The organism is Mesorhizobium sp. 2RAF21 (assembly GCF_052115345.1).
Taxonomy (GTDB): domain Bacteria; phylum Pseudomonadota; class Alphaproteobacteria; order Rhizobiales; family Rhizobiaceae; genus Mesorhizobium; species Mesorhizobium terrae.
On the sequence record NZ_JBFRGM010000030.1, the window covers coordinates 16,895 to 35,083 of the forward strand.

Below are 18,189 nucleotides of genomic sequence, written 5' to 3' on the forward strand. Positions count from 1 at the left end.
CGCATCGGGTTGGCCAGCACGGGCGCCGACCTTTACGATCCGATGCCCAGCGCGAGGATTCGCCCATGGACAAGAGCCCCGACGCCTTCCGCACCATTTCCGAGGTTGCCGAAGACCTTGACTTGCCGCAGCACGTGCTGCGCTTCTGGGAAACGCGTTTCACCCAGATCAAGCCGATGAAGCGCGGCGGTGGCCGCCGCTATTACCGGCCGCAGGACGTGGAACTGATCAAGGGCATCCGGCATATGCTCTACGACCAGGGTTACACCATTAAAGGCGTGCAGAAACTCCTGCGCGAGAACGGCAACCAGTTCTTGATCGCTGTCGGTCATGGCGACGTTGCCGCCGTCGAGGCGATCGCGCAGCGCCGGCAGGCCGAGGAAGTGCCGCTGACGCCCGCCGCCCAGCCGCGCGGCGACGACGAGATGCTGGTCGGCCAGCCGACCGCCAAGCCGAACCGTCGTTTCTTCGGCCTCGGCAAAGCGGACGACGAGGGCCCGGTGCAATCGGGTTCCGGCAAGCTGTCGCGCGACAACCGCGCGCTGCTGCAGGAAGCGCTGTTCGACCTTCTGGAGTGCAAGCGCCTGCTCGACCAGGTGCGCTGACCGCCCGAGCCCTCGGCGCGCCTTTCGGGCGACATGCGGTGCCGCCGCCTCGGTATTGTTGACAGTGCCGTTCGGCATGAAACACTGTGCCTCGCGGGCAGGTGCCCGAGGCAGGAGCAAGGCGACCAACCTCATTGCGCATCTTGTTGGCCGAAGACGACCGCGACCTTTCGCAGTGGATCACCAGGCTGCTGCGGCGCGAGCACTATGTCATCGATTGCGTCCATCGCGGCGACGATGCCGACGCGGCACTCGCCGCCTGCCAGGACTATGCGCTGGTCATCCTCGACCTCGCGCTGCCGCATCTCGACGGCATCGAGGTTTTGAAACGGCTGCGGGGGCGCGGCAACACCACGCCGGTTATCATCCTGACCGCCAATGACGCCGTTTCCAGCCGTATCCGCGGTCTCGACAGCGGCGCCGACGACTATCTGGTCAAGCCATTCGAGGTCGGTGAATTCGAGGCGCGCATCCGTGCACAGTTGAGGCGCGGGCGCGGCAATTTCGAACCCGCGATCAAGCTCGGCCAGCTGTCTTTCGACACGCGCGGCCGCGCGTTCAGCCTTGGCGACCAGCCGCTGCATCTGACCGGCCGCGAGCACGCGGTGCTGGAAACGCTGATGCTGCGTGCCGGCCGCCCGGTGTTGAAGGATGCGCTGACGGAAAACGTCTTCGGTTTCAACGAGGAGAGCAACGCCAACGCCATCGAGATCTGCGTGCATCGCGTGCGGCGCAAGCTGGAGGGCAGCGATGTCGGCATCGTCACGCTGCGGGGCTTGGGTTATGTGCTGAGGGTGTCGGGTGGCGGGTAGGAGCCTCCAGCGCGAACTCTTGGCCTGGCTGATCGTGCCGATGGCCGCGGTCGTCGTCTTCAACGTGTGGACCACCTACAAGGGTGCGCTGGATACCGCGAACCTTATCACCGACCGCACGCTGCTTGCCTCCGCCAGGGTCATCGCCGAGCGGGTCCGCAAGAGCGACGGGCTGGTCGAGGCGCCGATCCCGCCCTCGGCGCTCGAGATGTTCGCTTCCAGCGACCAGGACCTCGTGCTCTACCGGGTGGCGACATCGGACGGACTGTTGCTGGCCGGTTATCCCGACATCGTCGCGCCGCCGCAATTGCCGGTCGGGCTGGAGCCACTCTATTTCGACACGCTGTTTCGCGGCACGCCCGTTCGGGCGGTGGTGCTGTCGCGGCCGATCATCGACACCGGCAACCAGCAGACCGCGATCATCGCGGTGGGCGAAACGCTGAAGAACCGCAACAGRCTGGTGACCGATCTGTGGCTCAAGGCGCTGCGCGACCAGGTGCTGCTGGTGGCGGCGGCTGGCATGCTCGCGGTGTTCGGGCTGCGGCGCGGCATCGCGCCCCTGATGCGGCTTCGCGACGAGGTGGTCAGCCGCGATCCGGCGGAACTACAGCCATTCGACGCGGGTGCCGTGCAGACCGAGGTCAGGCCGCTGGTCGAGGCCCTCAACGAAGCGTTCGACCGTGTGCAGCGGCTGATTGCGACGCAGCGCCGTTTCGTCGCCAATGCGGCGCACCAATTGCGCACGCCGTTGGCGCTGCTCAAGACGCAGATCGTGGTCGGGCGCCGCGAGCAGGGCACGGAGGCCAAGGAAGAGGCGCTGGCCGCGATCGACCGTTCCGTCGACCGCATGGCGCGGCTGTCGAACCAGCTTCTGTCGCTGGCGCGCGCCGAGCAGGGCGTCTCGTCGCTGCGCAAGGAAGCGGTAGACATGGAGATGGCGGCGCGCAACGCGCTGGACACGCTGGCGCTGGCGGCGGTCGACCGCGACATCGATCTCGGCTTCGATCCGGTCGGCGGCCCGTTCCTTGTCTGGGGGCACTCCAACCTGTTGCGCGAACTGGTCTTCAACCTCGCCGACAACGCGCTGCGCTACACACCGCGCGGTGGCGCGGTGACGGTGCGCCTGGAGCACCAGGCGGGCGAGGTCGTTCTTCTGGTAGAGGACAATGGTCCGGGCATTCCGGCAACCGAGCGCGAAAACGTGTTCGAACGCTTCTACCGCCGTCTCGACACAGGCGGCGAGGGCACCGGCCTCGGCCTTGCCATCGTCAAGGAGATCGCGGCCTCGCACGAGGCGACGATCGAACTGAAAGACCGGGCGCAAGGGCCCGGTCTCGTCGTCGAAGTCAGGCTGGCCGCCCATGAAGAAGGTGCGGCCGAAGGCTGATGTGTCGCCTCACTCGGTTTCCTGCAGAGGCTGCGGACGCCATTTCGCCAGGCGATCCTCGATCATCGTCATCAGATATTCAGCGACCAGCGCCACCACCATGACGATGACGATGGCGGCATACATGCCGGCGGCGTCGAACGAGCCCTTGGCGACGTTGATCAACAGGCCGATACCGTAGCGCGAGCCGACGAACTCGCCGACGATGGCGCCGATGATGGCGAAGCCGAACGACACGTGCAGGCTGGCGAAGATCCAGCTCATGGCCGACGGCACGATGACCGAGCGGGTCACCTGCCAGTCCGACGCGCCGAGGATGCGGGCATTGGCGATCATGGCGCGGTCGGCCTCGCGCACGCCCTGGAAGGCGTTGTGGAAGACCACGAAAAACACCATGACGAAGGCCAGTGCCACCTTGGATGCCAGGCCGAGGCCGAACAGCATGATGAAGATCGGCGCCAGCACGACGCGCGGAATGGAGTTGATGACCTTGATGTAGATGGAGAAGATGTCGGAGGCCATGCGATTGCGGCCGAGCGCGATGCCGGCCAGGATGCCGGCGACCGAGCCGGTGAGGAAGCCGAGCATCGCTTCCTCCATCGTCACCCATAGATGATACCAGAGCGGCCCCTCGGAGGTGCCTTCGGTGATCCATTCATACAGGCGCCCGACGATGGTCGAGGGCATGGCGTAGAAGAACGGGTCGATCCAGTTCAGCCGTCCCGCGACTTCCCAAAGTCCGAGGAAGGCGACCAGGATGCCGACGCGCCAGAACAGCACCGTGTTCTGGCGCTGGCGTGCCGCCTGGCGGGCAGCCGCCTCGATTTCGGCGTCGGAAGTACCTGGGCGAAAGCCGGTCTCTGCCGGTTGCAATGCCGCATTTGCCATGTCGTCCTCCTTCAAGCCGCCGCGCGGGCGTAGCTTGTCTGGACTTCCTCCTTGAGGTCGGACCAGATCGTGCGGGAATAGTCGATGAAGCGCTGGTCGTAGCGGATGTCCGCAACGACGCGCGGCCGTGGCAGGTCGATCTCGTAGACCGACTTCACCGTCGCCGGGCCGGCGGTCAGCACATAAACCTTGTCGGCCAGTGCGATTGCTTCCTCGAGATCGTGGGTGACGAAGACGACCGATGCCTTGGCCTGCGACCACAGTTTCAGCAGTTCCTCGTGCATGAGCACGCGGGTCTGCACGTCGAGCGCGGAGAAGGGTTCGTCCATCAACAGGATTTCCGGACCGTTGATGAAAGTCTGCGCCAGCGCGACGCGCTTGCGCATGCCGCCGGAGAGCTGGTGCGGGTAGTGGTGTTCGAAACGCGAGAGGCCGACACGCGCCAGCCAGTCGCGGGCCGACGCATAGGCCTCGGTCTTGCCCTTGCCGCGAAACAGCGGCCCGGCGACGACATTGTCGACGACGGAGCGCCAGGGAAACAGCGCGTCTGTCTGGAAGACGAAGCCGACGCGCGGATCGATGCCGTTGACCGGCGCGCCCATGACGCGGACCTCGCCGGCGCTGGGTTTGGCGAGGCCGGTGACGAGGTTCAGCGTGGTCGACTTGCCGCAGCCGGTCGGGCCGACCACGGCGACGAATTCGCCGCGGCCGACTGTCATGGTGAAATTGCGCAGCGCCGTCAGCGACTTTCCGGTCGGCGAAAGGAAGCGACGGCTGACATTGATGAGTTCGATGGCGGGCGCGCTGGCGCCGTTGAGACTGTTCATCGTGGTTGTTTCCTCATGCCAAGCGGGAAGGGCGCGGACATCGGCCCACGCTGCACATGCACTAAGCGGGCCGGGCCTCGTCGAGGCCGGCCGCGCTCAGGCTCCCGTCACGGCTTCTTTATTTCGCGTTCTTGACGAAGGCGGTGGTGTAGGTCTTCGACAGGTCGATCTGCTTGCCCTGCAGGTCCTTGGAGAAGGTCGACAGAACCTTCAGCACCGTCTCCGGGCCACCTTCGGGCATGACGCCATCGGCCGTGAACATCGCCTTGCCGTCGCCCAGCGCCTTCACATAGCCGTCCTTGTCGCCGACATAATAATCCTTGGGCATCTTCTCGGCAATTTCGGCGGCGCTGTGGGTGTTGATGAACTTCAGCGTCTTGACGAAGGCGTTGGCGAGCTTTTGGGTGTCTTCCTTGTGCGCTTCGACCCAATCCGTCTGCATGTAGAGCGAGGCGGCGGGATAGGTGCCGCCGAGCGCCGCCTTGGTGCCTTCGATGGTGCGCATGTCGATCAGCACCTTGGCCTCGCCGGTCTTGAGCAGGCGCGAGATGGTCGGCTCGGTGGTCATGCCGGCCTGGATCTTGTCCTGCTGCATGGCGGCGATGAAGGTGTTGCCGGCGCCGACGGGCACGGACGTGAAGTCACCGAGCTTCAGGCCGGCCTTGACCGCCAGGAACTGGGTCAGGAAATTGGTCGAGGAACCGAGCCCGGTGACGCCGAGGCTCTTGCCCTTGAAGTCGGCGGCCGACTTGATTTCGGGGTGTTTGGTGGAAACCAGCTCGACCTCGCCCGGCGCCTGGCTGAACTGGACGACGGATTCGACGAACTTGCCCTTGGCCTGCAGGTCGATGCAGTGGTCGTAGAAGCCGACCACGCCCTGCACGGCGCCGGCGAGCATCTCGTTTTCGGCGTCGACGCCAGCCGGTTCGTTCAGCAGTTCGACGTCGAGACCCTCGTCCTTGAAATAGCCCAGCGCCTCGGCGAGCTTGGCGGGCAGGTAGATCTGCTTTTCATAACCGCCGACCATGAGCGTGACCTTGTCGGCGGCGAAGGCCTGATGGCCGGAGAAAAGGGCGCCAGCCGCGACGAGGGCGCCAAGGGCGGTCTGCTGGAGAAATGCACGCGAAATGGACATGAGCCGGTTCCTTGTTGGTTTCCTGACGTCCCGTCCGCGCTGTTTGCCGCCCGGTTCATGAACGCTTGAAGGGAGGATGGGCACCCAACCTTTCATGAACCTTTCAATCTGTGGTGGCGAATAGAAGGCGGAGAACGTCAGGCGGGCGGGCAAGGGAGCATTGAAACGATGGGCCCCGATTGCCGTTCACTATCCAAGCCGATCACTCCTGACAGGATTGCGCGAGCTGAGGTGCTAGGGTGTGTCTTAAGGCATCTTCTGGCCAAAGGAGAATTCATCACGTCCAGGATCAATCGTCGCGCTTTGCTTCTTCAATCAGGTGCCGCCGTCGTCGCCACAACTGTTGAAGCCCCGGCTTTCGATGCTTCGAGCACAGAACCGCGCGCCCAATTGGTGGCTCTGATAGAAGCCCACAAATCGGCATACATGGCGCTCCGCAAAACAGTCGAGGGAATCGGCAGTCGCGGCAACGCTTTCGACAATGCCTGCCGAACTGAAGAAGAGGCCCTTATAGCAATCTGCGCCTATCCTGCGGCCACGGAAGGCGATCGCCTGGCCAAATCCACCTACCTTTTGCAAACCGAAGCGCGGGGCGAACTCGACCTACCGCAGCACATGCAGGCAATTCTGCGTTCGGCGATGTGGAAGGCGTGACAGCCTCTCCTGGAGCAGTGCCAGTACCCGCTCGCCAGCCTTCCAAGTGCCTAGCAGCGGCGTGCTGCCTATATCAGTATCGAACGTATGGTCAGATACATCGAATATGCCATCAAGCCCGCCACTCCAGTGAAGATCCAGAAGGCGGCGCTCTTCTCCAATCGCGACTGAAACGCTGACCAACATGCGAAACCCGCAGTCAGTAGGGACATCACAAACAACGCGACGAAGATGCTTTTGGGATATTGGGCTCGCAACAGAAAGCCTGCCACGCCAATCGCGTAGATGGTGGCGCAAAACGCCCTATATCGCCATGGCAGCCAAACGTTCATATTGTGAGCCCCTCATGCCCGCGGTGCCGCTGGCAGTTAGAACAAGCTTAGCACCCACTCGCCAGCTTTCCACAGCCCAACCGCAGAGCCCTATGCAAAGTCGAGGGCGATAATCAGGCGAGCGTCGGGCGCAGTCGGCCCGGGAACCAAGGCGGAATATCCGTGGGACATTGTATCCCGTGTTATCCACATTCGCCCGCAACGATCGGCTTCTGTTCTTTTTCCCCAAATCAGGGCTTGCGACTTAATCCTTGTTCCCATAAGGCTTTGCGCGGTCCGGAGTGTAGCGCAGCCCGGTAGCGCACTTGACTGGGGGTCAAGGGGTCGTCGGTTCGAATCCGGCCACTCCGACCATTTTTCCAAAGCTTGACTTGACCCCACTCGCCGCGCCGACGGCGCGACCGTCCCGATTTGCAGAAATCATGTCCGGATGGAGCCCCGCACGATCGTCGCGGGTGATTTTCCGCGACTATTGTCCGGCGGGGACCATGGAAAGCAGCGAGCGCGACCGGGTCCCGGACGCGGGCAAGGGCGCCGCGATCGACGCAGGACGCGGGCGATCCGCGTTGGCGGGCGTGGTTCCCGGCAGGGCGATCAGGCCGCGCTGGTAGCGGTATTCCAGCGCGATGCCGCCCCAGACCAGGCCAAGCAGCAGATAGAAATGGCGCCAGTGGTCGGTGTCGATGACGCTGCCGAGCCCAACATGGCCGACATAGACGACATAGGCGCACAACACGTAGGGCTGCCAGGGGCGGTTGCGCAGCAAAAGCCGGAAGCCGGCCGCCAGCGTCCACAAGGTCAGGCCGAGATAGGAGATGAAACCCAGCCAGCCATAATCCATCAGCGTCTTCAGCCAGATGTTGTGGGTGTCTTCGCCATAGATGGTGCCGAACACCAGCGCGCCGATGCCGAACGGCCGTTCCAGCGCCAGCATGAAGCCGATGGCGTAGCGGGCGAAGCGGCCGAGACGGGCGGAATCATAGTCCTGCGCCAGCTTGGCGCGGGTGGTCAGCATCTCGGAGACGCCCGGGATCTGGAGGACGACGATCATGGCCAGCACCAGCAGCGCCAGTGCGGCGATCGTCATCACCACGACGCGCAGCCGGAACCTGCCGCTGGTGCTCTGCAGGAAAAGGATGCCGGTGAGCAGGATGACGGCGACGCCGAACAGGCCCCAGGCGCCGCGCGAAAACGACAGGAAGATGCCGCCGACAACGATCAGCAGCGGCACGGCGACGAGCGGCATGCGCTGCACCGGGCCGGTCAGCAACCGGTAGAGCAGATAGGTGCCGGGCAACGCCAGGAAGGGGCCGAAGACGTTGGGGTCCTGGAAGGCACCGGCGGCGCGCTCGTATTTGGTGAAGATTTCGGCGGCGTGGAACAGCTTGAAATAGCCGGCGATGCCGAGCGTCGAGGTGACGACGGCCGCCGTCACATAGGCCGTGAAGATCAATCGGTAGAGGTCGGGCTTTTGCTCGACGACGGAGGCAAAGAACACCGCCGTGAAGGCCAGGAACAGCGAGACGGCGAGGTAGAGCGGCGTCCACGACAGCTCGGCCATCTGCGTCATGGCGATCATGCCGCCGATGTTCATGGAGACCAGCAGAATGAGCAGCGGCACGATCGGACGCGAGATGCGCAGGCCGAACAGCGCCCACATGCCGATCAGCCCGGTCATGTAGACTTCATAAGGCGCCGGTTCCCCGATGACGAAGCCGGACAAAAGGATGCCGAGGATGATCGCGCCCGACGACAGCAAGCCGATCAGCTTGGCGTTGACCGCCTGCGGGGGCAGTTCATGCGTCAGCGCGCTCAATAGGCGTTTTCCGTGTTGAGCAGACGCACCGGGGTCAGGAGCAGGATCTTCAGATCGAACAGCAGCGACCAGTTCTCGATGTAATAGAGATCGTATTCGGTGCGCATGCGGATTTTTTCATTGGTGTCCATCTCGCCGCGCCAGCCATTGATCTGGGCCCAGCCGGTGACGCCCGGCTTGACGCGGTGGCGGGCGAAATAGCCGTCGACCACTTCGTTGTAGAGCAGGTTGTGCGATTGGGCGGCGATGGCATGCGGGCGCGGGCCGACCAGCGACAGCGTGCCGAACAGCGAATTGAAGAATTGCGGCAGTTCGTCGATCGAGGTCTTGCGGATGAAGCGGCCGACGCGGGTGACGCGCGGGTCGTTCTTGGTCACCGTCTTCTTGGCCGACGGATCTGACTTGTCGGTGTACATGGAGCGGAACTTGTAGACCTCGACCTCTTCGTTGTTGAAGCCGTGCCGCTTCTGCTTGAACAGAACCGGGCCCTTGCTGTCGAGCTTGATGGCGATGGCGGTGGCCAGCATGACCGGCGAAAACACGATGATGCCGATGATCGAAAAGACGATGTCGAAGGCGCGCTTGGCCACCGAATCCCAGTCGTTGATCGGCTTGTCGAAAATGTCGAGCAGCGGCACCGAGCCGATATAGGAATAGGATCGCGGCCTGAACTGCAGGTGGTTGGAATGCGCCGACAGGCGGATATCGACCGGCAGCACCCACAGCTTCTTCAACAGCTGCAGCACGCGCGCCTCGGCCGAAATCGGCAGCGACACGATCAACATGTCGATGCGGGCGATGCGGGCGAATTCGATCAGTTCGGAGATGGTGCCGAGCTTGGGATAGCCGGCCACGACGGGCGGCGAGCGGCTGTCGTCGCGGTCGTCGAAGATGCCGCAGATGCGGATGTCGTTATAGGGCTGCTTCTCCACCGAGCGGATCAGCGTCTCGGCGGCCTTGCCGCCGCCGACGATGACGGCACGGCGTTCCATGCGTCCGTCGCGCGCCCAGCGGCGCAGCAGTCGGGCGGTGATCAGGCGCATCAGGAAAATCAACGCGAAGCCGAGCAGGAACCAGCTGGCGAACAAAAGGCGCGAATAATTTTCCGAGATCTTCATGAAGAAGGCGGTCAGCGCCAGCGCCGCGAAAGTGCCAGACCACATCGCCAGGATGCGGCCGAAATTGGCGACGGGGCGGAACAGGGCCGAGATCTGGTAGCAATCGGCGATGTCGAGCAAGACGATCGCCAGCAGCGAAGCCGAGCCGAAGGTCAGCGCGTATTGCCAGCCGAGATTGTGGAAGAAGCCCTCGAAATACACATAGAGCGCAAGGCCGGACAGAAACAGCAGCGCGAATTCGATCAGCCGCAGCACGCCGGTGACCATCACCGGCGACATGGTGTCCCGGCCATACTGCGCCGCGACCTGGCGCGCGAGATCGCTGAGGCCGCCGGAAGGTCCGTTACCCGCCGACTGGTCTTCGAACTTGCGTACCGCGTCGGCTGAGAAGCGGCTCGCGGGATCGCGTCTGTTCATGGAGTGGTTCCCAAGCTCCCGTATGTTCTAGCATAGGAGAGCTAAGAATCCCTTCCAAGAACCTTTTGCGTTAGACCTTTCAGCCAGGGACCACCCCGCGCATCGTTCGAGAATGCGCGGGGGAGATCGCGAAAAGGCGTAGCCGTGGCAACGTCGCATGCCGGGAACCGGCGTGGACACCGAGCCTCAAGCCGTTGCAAAAAGTACTTAGCCGGTGATGACGTTGCGCGCCTTCAGGGCATGTATCAGCCTGTCATGCGGCAAAGCGGGGCTGCGGTGGCCGTCACGGCCGACCATGTCGGCGTTGGCCACCAGCGCATTCACCACCGCTTCCTCCGCTGCCTGCACGGTGGCGGCGTAGAAATCGTCCATGCGGCCCCACGGGATGAAATCCATGTGACTGTAGGTGCCGGCGTCAGGCTCGCCCCTTGGAAAGCGACCGTTCAGCGCATCGCGATTGGCGGTCGAGAAGGCCAGGAAGATGTCGCCCGAGAAATGCGAGCCGGCGGTGCCGGTGCGCGCCAGCCCCAGCGGCACGCGACGGGCCAGCGCCTTGCACTGGCCGGGCAGGAGAGGGGCATCGGTGGCGACGATGCCGATGCAGGAGCCGGCGCCGGCCGGCTGCAGGCTGGCGGCGAAGGCCTCCATCGGGTTGTCGTCGGCAAGGGTGGCGCCCAGCGGCACGCCGGCAACGGTCAGCTCATGGCGCGAGCCGAAATTGGTCTGCAGGAAAACGGCGACCGTGTAGTCGCGATGACCGTAGTTGACGATGCGCGAGGCCGTACCGTTGCCACCCTTGAAAGCGTAGCAGTTCATGCCGGTGCCGCCGCCGACCGAGCCTTCCTCGATGGCGCCGCCCCTGGCCGCATCGAGCGCCGCGACGGCGTGCTCGGAGGTCACGTGCGGGCCGTTGATGTCGTTCAGATAGCCGTCCCAGGTCTCCGCCGTGACGGGCAGCATCCACTGGCTGGCGATGTCGGGCTTGTTTCGCACCATCCAGTCGATCGTGCCGCGGTGGCAAGGGCCGATGGCATGGGTGTTGGTGATGAGGATCGGCATGTTGAGGGCGCCGGCCTCTTCCAGCCACGACACGCCGGTCATTTCGCCATTGCCGTTGAAGGAATGGTAGCCGGCGGCGATCGCCTGGCCAGCACCCTCGCGGCCGAGCGGCAGGATGGCGGTGACGCCGGTGCGCACCGGGCCCTTGCCGATTTCCATCTGGCCGTCGCCGGAAATCAGCGTGGTGTAGCCGACTTCGACGCCCGTCACGTCGGTGATCGCGTTGAGGCGGCCGGGCGTGCCGGTGAAGGGAATGCCCAGCGCCCGGGCGCGTGGTTTTCCGGCGGGCGTGACGTGCGAGGTCTGCGTCATTCGATCTGTCCTGTGGTTGGAAATGGGCTTGGCGACGATCAGCCGAGATGGCAGCCGGTCGCCGTTTCGGCATAGGCGGTGAGGATGCCGAGCGCGGTCGGGTAATCCACCGCCGGCACGACATTGAGAAGATGCAGGCCGAGCCCGTCCTCGAGCACGACGAGGCTGCGCGCCAGCGTGTCGCTGGCGTCGGCCAGCTTGAACGCGCCGGTGATGGCGCCGGCCTCCAGAATGCCGACATAGATCGCCACCTGCCGCTCGAACAATGTGATGTGGCGCGCGGCATAGGCGGCATCGGAGCGGGCATAAGCGCCGAGTTCCATCAAGAGCCGGCAGAGGCGATCGGAAGGATCGTCGGGGATGCCGGTCAGGATCATCGCTTTCAGCCGCGCGCGCGGATCGGCGATCTGGGCAATGGCGGCCGCGCGCAGTGTGCAGAAGCGCTCGACAGCCTGTTTCTGCACGTCGTCCAGAAGCTCCTTCAGGCCCGGATAATAATAGAGCGCGGCGCTGGAGCTCATGCCGGCCTCATTGGCGACGGCGCGCAGCGTCACGCCGGCCAGGCCATGCCTGGCGATCATCGTCTCGGCGGCGCTGATGAGGGTCAGTCGGCGTTCGGCCTGGGCGGCGGGTCTGCTCATCATATCTCCTGAATGCCATTCAAATTAAAATGGGCTCTGTGAATCTTGCAAGCGATTTTACGATGGTTTGTTGACGAAATGCCGACTCCATCGTAGCATTTTGATGGGAACAGAATTTTAATTGCATAAAAACAATGGGAGGGCTTGATGCCATCGGAAGTACCAAACTCGAGCGGCGGTCTTGATCGCGCGCTCAATGCACTGGGCACGCTGATGATCGTGCTGTCGGCGGTGACGCCGGCATCCTCGGTCTTCATCATCGTGCCGGGCGTCATCGCTCTGGCCGGTACGGGATCGTTCCTGTCCTTCGTGCTGGCCGGCGTCATCGGGCTGTTCATGGCCTTCGTCTATGCGGAATTGTCGTCAGCCTATCCGACGGCCGGCGGCGAATACACCATGATCGGCCGCACGCTCGGCCGCTTCTGGGGCTTTGTCACACTCGTCCTCGTCTTCGTCTCCATCGTGCTGATCATCGCCGTGGTGGCGCTCGGCGTCGGCACCTATCTCGGCGTGCTCATGCCCAACCTCAACGCGCAATGGGTCGGCGTGGCCACCATCATCCTGGCCGGCGTGGTGGCGGCGTTGCGCATCAAGCTCAACGCCTTCGTCACCGGCATTTTCCTCGGCATCGAGATGCTGGCGCTGGTCATCCTGACGGTGCTGGGCTTCATCCATGTCGAGCGGCCGCTTTCCAGCCTGTTCACGGCGCCGCAAATCCTCGACACCACCAATGCGCTGGTGCCGGCCTCGGCGGGCCTCATCATGGCGGCCACCGCCGTCGCCATCTTCGCCTATAACGGCTATGGCGCCGCCGCCTATTTCGGCGAGGAGACGCAGGACGCCAAGCGCAGCATCGGCAAGGTGGTGGTGTGGGCGCTGCTCATCACCGTGGCGGCGGAACTGATCCCGCTGACCGCCGTCCTGCTCGGTTCGCCGGACCTGGTCGGCCTCCTGGCCGCGCCGCAGAAGATCGAATATTTCCTCGAGGCGCGCGGTGGTCATACGCTCACCGTGCTGGTCAGCCTGGCGATCGCGGTTGCCATCTTCAACGCGGTCATCGCCATCGTGCTGCAGGCGGCGCGGCTGCTGTTCTCGTCGGGCCGCGACAAGACCTGGTTCGGGCCGATCAACAATGCGGTTGCTTCGGTGCACGGCACCTACGCGTCGCCGTGGATCGCCACCATCGTCGTCGCCGTGCTGGCCGCCGCGGCCTGCTTCATCGACATCAACCTGCTTCTGGTGGTCTCCGGCACCTCGCTGGTGGTCATCTACGCGCTACTCTGCCTCGGCGCGATCGCGGGGCGGCGCAACGGCGCCACCGCCAATGGCCATTATCGCATGCCGTTCTTCCCGGTGCCGGCCGTCCTGGCCTTCCTGGCGCTGGTCTATGTCGCCTACCAGAACCTGCTCGACGCTTCCTTCGGGCGGCCGAGCCTGATGGCGACACTGGCGATCATGGCGGTGGCGGCGGTCTACTACGTGCTGTTCCTGGCACGGCGCGCCGACTGGACCATGCATGCACCCGAGGAGATTGCCGGGTAGGTCCTCCCTCCTTCGATCGACCCGACAGAGACCCCGGCCGCGAGGCCGGGGTTTTTTTGACGCTTGCGCAAGGCGGGTCTGCCCAGCCGGGGCCGTCGCCGAGCCTCGCGAGGCTTGGGCACTTTCCTGCTTGGCCCGGAAGGAACCCGAAGGCTCATCACAGGCAAAGAAAAACCCCGGCCTCGCGGCCGGGGTTTCTTTTATCCAGCGATGCGAACCGCTTAGATCGAATAATACATGTCGTATTCGACCGGATGCGGGGTCATTTCAAAACGCATCACCTCGGCCATCTTCAGTTCGATGAACGAGTCGATCTGGTCGTCGTCGAACACGCCGCCGGCCTTCAGGAACCCGCGATCCTTGTCGAGGCTCTGCAGGGCTTCGCGCAGCGAGCCGCAGACGGTCGGGATCTTCTTCAGTTCCTTCGGCGGCAGGTCGTACAGATCCTTGTCCATCGGCTGGCCGGGGTGGATCTTGTTCTTGATGCCGTCGAGGCCGGCCATCAGCAGTGCCGCGAAGCCGAGATAGGGGTTCGCGCCCGGATCGGGGAAGCGGACCTCGACGCGCTTGGCCTTCGGCGAATTGCCGAACGGGATGCGGCAGGAAGCCGAACGGTTGCGCGCCGAGTAGGCGAGCAGCACCGGAGCCTCGTAGCCCGGCACCAGACGCTTGTAGGAGTTGGTGAGCGGGTTGGTGAAGGCGTTGACGGCCTTGGCGTGCTTGATGACGCCGCCGATGAAGTACAGGCAGTTTTCCGACAGGCCGGCATATTCGTTGCCAGCGAAGGTCGGCTTGCCGTTCTTCCAGATCGACATGTGGACGTGCATGCCCGAGCCGTTGTCGCCGAAGATCGGCTTCGGCATGAAGGTCGAGGTCTTGCCGTAGGCATTGGCGACCTGATGCACGACATACTTGTAGATCAGCATCTTGTCGGCGTTGCGGACCAGCGTGTCGAACTTGATGCCGAGCTCGTGCTGGGCAGCGGCCACCTCATGGTGATGCTTCTCGACGCGCACGCCCATGTCGGTGAGCACGGTCAGCATTTCCGAGCGCATGTCCTGCGCGGAATCGATCGGCGGAACCGGGAAATAGCCGCCTTTGACGCGCGGACGGTGACCGAGGTTGCCGGTCTCGTAGTCGGTGTCGTCGTTGGACGGCAGTTCCGAGGAGTCCAGCTTGAAGCCGGTGTTGTAGGGATCGGCCTTGTACTTGACGTCGTCGAAGACGAAGAATTCGGCTTCGGGGCCGACGAAGATGGTGTCGCCGATGCCTTCGGCCTTCATGTAGGCCTCGGCCTTCTTGGCGGTGCCGCGCGGGTCGCGGTTATAGGCTTCGCCGGAGACCGGATCGAGGATGTCGCACAGGATGACCATGGTCGACTGCGCGAAGAACGGGTCCATGTGAACCGTGTCCATGTCGGGCATCAGCACCATGTCGGACTCATTGATCGCCTTCCAGCCGGCGATCGAGGAGCCGTCGAACATGACGCCGTCGGCGAACATGTCCTCGTCGACCTCGGCGATGTCCATGGTCACGTGCTGCAGCTTGCCCTTGGGGTCGGTGAAGCGCAGATCGACGAACTTCACGTCGTTGTCCTTGATCTGCTTGAGAATGTCCTTGGCTGTCGTCATGTCATGCTTTCCTATGTGATGACGTTGAAACTTGAAAAGGCGGGCAGGTCGTCAGATCGCGTCCGGACCGGTCTCGCCGGTGCGGATGCGTACGACTTCCTCGATGTTGGAGACGAAGATCTTGCCGTCGCCGATGCGGCCGGTTTGGGCGGCCTTGCGGATCGCCTCGATGGCCGCCTCGACGGACTCGTCGCCGAGCACAACCTCGATCTTCACCTTGGGCAGGAAGTCGACGACATATTCGGCGCCGCGATAGAGCTCTGTATGGCCCTTCTGACGGCCGAAACCCTTGGCCTCGGTGACGGTGATGCCCTGCAAGCCGGCTTCCTGAAGTGCTTCTTTCACTTCATCCAGTTTGAACGGCTTGATGATCGCTTCGATCTTTTTCATTCGGATATGGGCCTCCACTGCCGGAAAAACGGGTTGTCAGTCCCGCTCGCGCATCCTTCAAGCATGAAGCGTGCCAGTTTGAACCGCGTGACGGTTTTGTCGCGAATTTTCATGCCAGCTTCGTGACAGGCACGGTTTTGCGGCGCAGGCGCGGTCGCGGCCGAAAGCTCGTTGCCCAAGAGATGTGCGTGCAGGGTTTTCGAGATGTGCCTGAATTTTGTGCAACATGCGCATTTCGCGGGCTTGGTGCTTGCCTCATCCTTCCCGGGCGAGGGCGTGTTCGACGCAAACGCCCATTTGCCTCGAACGGCAAACTGTTCGAATGTCCGCCCAGACGCCTGCCGGGATGCCGCCGATGACGCTTGAATTGCTCACGCCCGCCGAAATGGCCGAGGCCGATTGCCTGGCCATCGCCGCCGGGCCTTTCGACGGCATCGGGCTGATGCGCAATGCGGGGCGCGCGGTTGCGGCAGTCGTGCTGGCGCGTTTCCCGGGTGCCGCGCACGTCCATGTGCTCGTCGGACCTGGCAACAATGGCGGCGACGGTTATGTCGTGGCGAAGATCCTGCACGAGAGCGGCGTTGCCGTTTCGCTGTGGGCATCTGGTCCGCCCCGTGCCGGCAGCGATGCAGCGCTTGCGACCAATGAGTGTCCGGTGCCGGTAAAACCGCTCACGGAGTTTGAGGCCGGGCTAGGGGATGTGGTGGTCGATGCGCTTTATGGCGCCGGCCTGTCGAAGCCGCTTGCGGGCGATGCGGCGCGGGCGGTCGCGCTCGTCGTGGCCAAGGGCCTGCCGGTCGTCGCCGTCGACCTGCCGTCCGGCGTTTCGGGCGACAGCGGCGCGGTGCTCGGTTGTGCCTTTACGGCGACCCTCACCATCACCTTCGCGCGGCGCAAGCCGGGTCATCTGCTTTTGCCCGGCCGCGACCTGTGCGGCGAACTGATCGTCGCCGACATCGGCATCGCGCCGGCTGTCATCGAGGCGCTCGTGGTCAAGACCTTCGAGAACCGGCCGGCCTTGTGGCGGCGATCGTTTCCGTCGCCGGCGGTCGATACGCACAAATACCGGCGCGGCCATGTCGGTGTCTTTTCCGGCGGTGCGAGTTCAACGGGCGCGGCGCGGCTGTCGGCACTGGCCGCGGCGCGCAGCGGGGCAGGGGCGGCCACGGTGCTGTCGCCCGGCGGCGCCATGCAGGCAAATGCCGCCCATCTCACCGCCGTCATGCTGCGGCAGGTGGACGAACTTGCCGACCTTGCCGCCTTTCTTGCTGACCGAAGGCCGTCTGCCTTCGTGCTCGGCCCCGCCTTCGGCGTCGGCGACAAGGCGCGGGCGTTTACGCTGGCCGTGCTGGCGTCGGGCAGCGGGGTGGGCTCCGGCGTGGAAGGGCTGGTGCTGGACGCCGATGGCATCACTTCCTTCCGCGATGAACCCGCGCGCCTGTTCGAGGCTGCCACGCTCCCGGGCGCCCCGGCGCTGGTGCTGACGCCGCATGAAGGCGAATTCGCCCGGCTTTTCCCGGCGATTGCCGAGGACGGCAGCCTGTCGAAGCTCGGCAAGGCACGTGCTGCCGCCGCTGCCGCGCATGCCGTCGTCATCTACAAGGGCGCGGATACGGTGATTGCGTCATTCGATGGCCGCGCCGCCATCAACGCCAATGGCGCGCCCTGGCTGGCGACCGCCGGTTCGGGCGACGTGCTGGCCGGCATCGTCGCCGGCCTGATCGCGCAAGGCATGCCGGCCTTCGAAGCGGCCTGCGCCGGCGTCTGGCTGCACGCCGAGGCGGGCAGCCGCTTCGGGCCGGGGCTGATCGCGGAAGACCTGCCCGGTGCGCTGCCGCCGATGCTGCGAGACCTGTTCAGCCTTCCGCCGCAAAGCAGATGAGATTGCCGTCCGGGTCTCTGACGATGAAGGTGCGTGCACCCCACGGCTCGGTTCTCAATGGCTGGTGGAAGTCGACGCCGGCTGCCTGATATTCGAGAAACAGCGGCTTGATCGCGGTCACCGCAATTGTCGCCGACAGGAGCTCCTCCCGTTCGCGCGCGATCCGGTCGAGGGGCAACGCATCGACATGGCGCAGATTGAGGCGCGCGCCGTCGCGTTGCACTTGCGCGTAGAAGGGCGGTTCGCCATAGGCGAAGTTATCGGGAAAGCCGAGCTTCTCAGCATAGAAGGCAAGCGCCGCCGCCATATTGGTCACGAAAAGCTGCGGTTCGGCATGGGCGAGAACGGGTGCCGCGGCGCGGCTTTCATCTGGTTCTGTCATGGTGTCGAGACCTTTCGTCAGCGCCTGCCAGCTGTCGAAGCCGGCCTTGCGGGCCACCAGTTCCTGGGCATCGGCGCTTGAACTCGGCATCGAGAACCTGCCGGTCATCGAGATGCCGGAAGCGTGGCAGAACCCACGCGATCGTCGCCGCGACGGGATAATACCGTTCGCGATGCCATTTGAGGTGCAGCTTGGCCTGCTTGCGGAAATGGTCGAGCCGGGACATGGGCGCATCATGGGTTGGTGTGGCGTAGGCGGGCAATGCCCCTTCGGCCAAGGCCGGTGCGCCCTACAGCAGCGAAGGGATGGTAGGCGACGCCGCGGGAGGAGGCAAGGCTTGCGGGTATTGTCCACCCGGT

General features: G+C 64.2%; 15 protein-coding genes, 1 tRNA gene and 1 pseudogene. 7 read left to right on the forward strand and 10 right to left on the reverse strand.

What is annotated here, in order from left to right:
• Positions 1-65: 65 nt before the first annotated feature.
• The 3 genes from AB4136_RS30800 (at position 66) to AB4136_RS30810 (ending at position 2,804) form a co-directional block, all read left to right on the forward strand.
• A complete protein-coding gene (locus AB4136_RS30800) occupies positions 66-605 on the forward strand; it encodes a MerR family transcriptional regulator (RefSeq protein ID WP_024926313.1) in 540 nt (179 codons plus the stop codon).
• 134 nt (positions 606-739) lie between these two features.
• Positions 740-1,417, forward strand: a complete 678-nt coding sequence (locus AB4136_RS30805) for a response regulator (protein ID WP_024926314.1) — start codon at positions 740-742, stop codon at positions 1,415-1,417.
• A complete protein-coding gene (locus AB4136_RS30810; protein ID WP_024926315.1) occupies positions 1,407-2,804 on the forward strand; it encodes a sensor histidine kinase in 1,398 nt (465 codons plus the stop codon). The genes AB4136_RS30805 and AB4136_RS30810 overlap by 11 nt, the downstream gene beginning before the upstream one ends.
• Before the next feature lie 9 nt (positions 2,805-2,813).
• Here AB4136_RS30810 and AB4136_RS30815 read toward each other — a convergent pair whose 3' ends face one another.
• From AB4136_RS30815 to AB4136_RS30825, 3 genes are all read right to left on the reverse strand, one after another.
• Positions 2,814-3,692: an ABC transporter permease gene (locus AB4136_RS30815; protein ID WP_024926316.1), complete on the reverse strand. Its 879-nt coding sequence runs from the start codon at positions 3,690-3,692 to the stop codon at positions 2,814-2,816.
• An 11-nt stretch (positions 3,693-3,703) separates the two neighbouring features.
• On the reverse strand, positions 3,704-4,519 hold the full coding sequence (locus AB4136_RS30820; RefSeq protein WP_024926317.1) for an ABC transporter ATP-binding protein: 816 nt from the start codon (positions 4,517-4,519) through the stop codon (positions 3,704-3,706).
• A gap of 118 nt (positions 4,520-4,637) precedes the next feature.
• A complete protein-coding gene (locus AB4136_RS30825) occupies positions 4,638-5,654 on the reverse strand; it encodes an ABC transporter substrate-binding protein (RefSeq protein ID WP_024926318.1) in 1,017 nt (338 codons plus the stop codon).
• 168 nt (positions 5,655-5,822) lie between these two features.
• Between AB4136_RS30825 and AB4136_RS30830 the strand changes: the two genes are divergently transcribed.
• Both AB4136_RS30830 and AB4136_RS30835 read left to right on the forward strand, forming a co-directional pair.
• Positions 5,823-6,308: a hypothetical protein gene (locus AB4136_RS30830; protein WP_244431371.1), complete on the forward strand. Its 486-nt coding sequence runs from the start codon at positions 5,823-5,825 to the stop codon at positions 6,306-6,308.
• A 609-nt stretch (positions 6,309-6,917) separates the two neighbouring features.
• Positions 6,918-6,994, forward strand: a tRNA-Pro gene (locus tag AB4136_RS30835).
• 115 nt (positions 6,995-7,109) lie between these two features.
• On the opposite strand, the gene AB4136_RS30840 is transcribed toward AB4136_RS30835, so the two are convergent.
• From AB4136_RS30840 to AB4136_RS30855, 4 genes are all read right to left on the reverse strand, one after another.
• Complete coding sequence (locus AB4136_RS30840; protein WP_024926321.1) at positions 7,110-8,456, reverse strand: O-antigen ligase family protein; 1,347 nt, start codon at positions 8,454-8,456, stop codon at positions 7,110-7,112.
• Positions 8,453-9,991, reverse strand: coding sequence for an undecaprenyl-phosphate glucose phosphotransferase (locus tag AB4136_RS30845; protein ID WP_024926322.1), 1,539 nt, complete (start codon positions 9,989-9,991; stop codon positions 8,453-8,455). The genes AB4136_RS30840 and AB4136_RS30845 overlap by 4 nt, the downstream gene beginning before the upstream one ends.
• A 207-nt stretch (positions 9,992-10,198) precedes the next feature.
• Positions 10,199-11,362, reverse strand: a complete 1,164-nt coding sequence (locus AB4136_RS30850; RefSeq protein WP_024926323.1) for a DmpA family aminopeptidase — start codon at positions 11,360-11,362, stop codon at positions 10,199-10,201.
• A gap of 38 nt (positions 11,363-11,400) precedes the next feature.
• Entirely contained in the window at positions 11,401-12,003 is a 603-nt protein-coding gene (locus AB4136_RS30855) for a TetR/AcrR family transcriptional regulator (protein ID WP_024926324.1), read from the reverse strand.
• A 147-nt stretch (positions 12,004-12,150) separates the two neighbouring features.
• On the opposite strand from AB4136_RS30855, the gene AB4136_RS30860 reads away from it, so the two are divergent.
• Positions 12,151-13,545, forward strand: a complete 1,395-nt coding sequence (locus AB4136_RS30860; RefSeq protein WP_024926325.1) for an APC family permease — start codon at positions 12,151-12,153, stop codon at positions 13,543-13,545.
• 221 nt (positions 13,546-13,766) lie between these two features.
• Here the strand turns inward: AB4136_RS30860 and glnA are convergent, their stop codons facing one another.
• Together glnA and AB4136_RS30870 are read right to left on the reverse strand one after the other, a co-directional pair.
• On the reverse strand, positions 13,767-15,176 hold the full coding sequence (gene glnA, locus AB4136_RS30865) for a type I glutamate--ammonia ligase (RefSeq protein ID WP_024926326.1): 1,410 nt from the start codon (positions 15,174-15,176) through the stop codon (positions 13,767-13,769).
• Between the two features lie 51 nt (positions 15,177-15,227).
• Positions 15,228-15,566, reverse strand: a complete 339-nt coding sequence (locus tag AB4136_RS30870; protein ID WP_024926327.1) for a P-II family nitrogen regulator — start codon at positions 15,564-15,566, stop codon at positions 15,228-15,230.
• A gap of 355 nt (positions 15,567-15,921) precedes the next feature.
• On the opposite strand from AB4136_RS30870, the gene AB4136_RS30875 reads away from it, so the two are divergent.
• On the forward strand, positions 15,922-17,448 hold the full coding sequence (locus tag AB4136_RS30875) for an NAD(P)H-hydrate dehydratase (protein WP_137900581.1): 1,527 nt from the start codon (positions 15,922-15,924) through the stop codon (positions 17,446-17,448).
• Here AB4136_RS30875 and AB4136_RS30880 read toward each other — a convergent pair.
• Positions 17,423-18,056: pseudogene (locus tag AB4136_RS30880) on the reverse strand (bleomycin resistance protein). The gene AB4136_RS30875 and the pseudogene AB4136_RS30880 overlap by 26 nt on opposite strands.
• Between the last annotated feature and the right edge of the window lie 133 nt (positions 18,057-18,189).